3 protein-coding genes and 1 pseudogene are annotated in these 1,416 nt (G+C 55.9%); 2 read left to right on the top strand and 2 right to left on the bottom strand.

Annotated elements, in window-relative coordinates; genetic code table 11:
• Both A3754_RS28350 and A3754_RS25685 read left to right on the top strand, forming a co-directional pair.
• The coding region (locus tag A3754_RS28350; RefSeq protein ID WP_197468880.1) for a hypothetical protein at positions 1 to 192 on the top strand (192 nt) is incomplete at its 5' end.
• Positions 193 to 311: 119 nt separating this feature from the next.
• Positions 312 to 698, top strand: coding sequence for a DoxX family protein (locus tag A3754_RS25685; protein WP_063521717.1), 387 nt, complete (start codon positions 312 to 314; stop codon positions 696 to 698).
• A gap of 112 nt (positions 699 to 810) precedes the next feature.
• On the opposite strand, the gene A3754_RS25680 is transcribed toward A3754_RS25685, so the two are convergent.
• Both A3754_RS25680 and purT read right to left on the bottom strand, forming a co-directional pair.
• Positions 811 to 1,206 (bottom strand): TM2 domain-containing protein, encoded by a 396-nt coding sequence (locus A3754_RS25680; protein ID WP_063521716.1) that lies wholly within the window; start codon positions 1,204 to 1,206, stop codon positions 811 to 813.
• 18 nt (positions 1,207 to 1,224) lie between these two features.
• Positions 1,225 to 1,416: pseudogene (gene purT, locus A3754_RS25675) on the bottom strand (phosphoribosylglycinamide formyltransferase 2); the annotation flags it as partial.

The following is a 1,416-nucleotide window of genomic DNA, read 5'->3' as shown; positions in this document are numbered from 1 at the left end:
GAACAGAACCTTCAGGTCCAGATCAATGGCGTGAACGGTAACAGTACGGTGGCTGCCGCACTGATCGCCGAGAGCGTGCAGGATGCCAGTATCGAGGCGCAGCGGGTGTATGCTGTGCGCAAGATAAAGGACGCCCTGTTCAGCAGTATGAACGATAGCCATATTTACCGCGTAACGGGGACACCCACCTAGCGCAGACCTGAAAAATTGTACTTTGGTAACGGCTTGGCCGCCCTCTGGGCGGCCTTTTCTTTTTCAGAAAGACAGTGAAGAATGGTTGCTTCCAAAACCGCAATTGCTGGAGCCTGACCATGCTGAATAATCCGGATATCGGGAAGTTGATTTTACGCCTGTCGTTGGGTTTGATGCTGCTGCTGCATGGCGTGCACAAGCTGCATGCCGGGGTTGGCTGGATTGCCGGTGTGCTGGCGGAGCACCACCTGCCGGGGTTCCTGGCCTACGGGGTGTTCATTGGCGAGGTGATTGCGCCGGTGATGGTGATTATCGGTTATCAGACCCGTATTGGTGCCGCGCTGATTGTTGGCAATATGCTGGTCGCGCTGGTTCTGGCGCATATGGGGGAGTTGTTCAGCCTGAGCAACACTGGCGGCTGGGCAATCGAGTTGCAGGCGTTCTATCTGTTCACCGCTGCCGCGCTGGTCTTTCTGGGGGCGGGCAAGTACGCCATGAAGAACTGATTCATACGCTGGATGCATAATGCCCGATGCAGGACACTAAAAGACAAGACAGTTTCGTCAGTGCTTTTCTTCGTCAGGCATCGGGCTTCCAGCATCAGGCGTCCGGCAGGCGTTAGACCAGACGGTTTTTCTCAGCGATCTGGCCGTTCAGTGTCCAGAAATCATAGAGAATCCCCAGCCCGAACAGGCCGGCAGTCAGCAGGTAGATAATGCCGGTGATGACCTTGCCCATGTAGAAGCGGTGAATGCCGAAAATGCCGAGAAAGGTGAGCAGAATCCAGCCGATATTGTAATCGACGCTACCGGCTTCGTAGCGTGTATCTGCCGCGTCGTCCATGCCGGGGATCAGAAACAGGTCGATGATCCAGCCGATGAAGAACAGCCCGAGAGTAAAAAACCAGAGTGTGCCGGTGAGTTGGCGGCCATAGTAAAAACGGTGGGCGCCCATGAACCCGAAGATCCAGAGTAAGTAACCGATCACCTTGCTNTGCGTATCCTGATTCTGCATGTGCGATTCCTTTAAGGGTTACAGGTCGACGTTGAGTGCGGCGCTGGCGGTGTTTGCCTTGTTGCGTGCCGCGTCAATGCTGTCGGCTTTGGCCAGTGCAACGCCCAGGCGCCGACTGCCGTTGATATCCGGTTTACCGAACAGGCGCACTTCGGTATCCGTGTCGGCCAGGGCGGTGTCCAGGCCATGGTAACGCATGGCCTCTGATTG

The sequence above is a fragment of the Alcanivorax sp. HI0083 genome, assembly GCF_001635175.1.
Note: the sequence above shows the minus strand (reverse complement) of the source record. Positions and strands in the feature narration are given on the sequence as shown.

What these genes read in the sequence shown, in the direction of transcription:
- A3754_RS25685 (WP_063521717.1), top strand. Translation starts at nt 312, where the DNA reads ATGCTGAATAATCCGGATATCGGGAAGTTGATTTTACGCCTGTCGTTG.